Origin of the sequence: Clostridioides sp. ZZV15-6597, assembly GCF_020657815.1 — a bacterium.
Classification (GTDB): Bacteria; Bacillota; Clostridia; order Peptostreptococcales; family Peptostreptococcaceae; genus Clostridioides.
In genome coordinates this window covers 1-442 of the sequence record NZ_JAGWCT010000258.1, presented here as the reverse complement: position 1 = coordinate 442, position 442 = coordinate 1, and the positions used below count along the sequence as shown (strand labels likewise).

At 26.7% G+C, this 442-nt stretch carries 1 protein-coding gene; it reads right to left on the bottom strand.

Going from position 1 to position 442, the window contains the following annotated elements:
• Nucleotides 1-179: 179 nt before the first annotated feature.
• A partial coding sequence (locus KGF52_RS21160; RefSeq protein WP_227841537.1) for a transposase occupies nt 180-442 on the bottom strand: 263 nt, incomplete at its 5' end.

Sequence of the window (442 nt, the reverse complement as noted above, 5' to 3'; positions counted from 1 at the left end):
AAAGGGGCTGTCGCAGGAGCAAATTAAATTTGTTCTGTGAGAGCTCTTTTTTACTTACCTTAATAGGTATATTTTTAATTATTTTATATAAAGTTTATGTTGTAAGTAAAATTATGCATGACAAATAAAGGTATGAAAATACCATTTTTTCAGATAATATTTGATTGTAAATAATAATTTTAGAATACTTTTTTTAAATGATGAAGATATATTCCACATTTATTTTTTACTATTTTATTGTGTAGTCTAGAAATGTTATGAGCTATCGCTACAATAATACATTCTGATAGAACATTTTCTTTGCCTCGGCTTAAAAATCTTCTAAATTTCATATTTTGTTTTACTTGAGCGAAAGCTCCTTCTGCTTGTATACTTCTATTCATTCTAAGTTCACACCCCTCCGGGCTTATAATTCTCTTTAAGTTTTCTTTTCTTTTTTCAT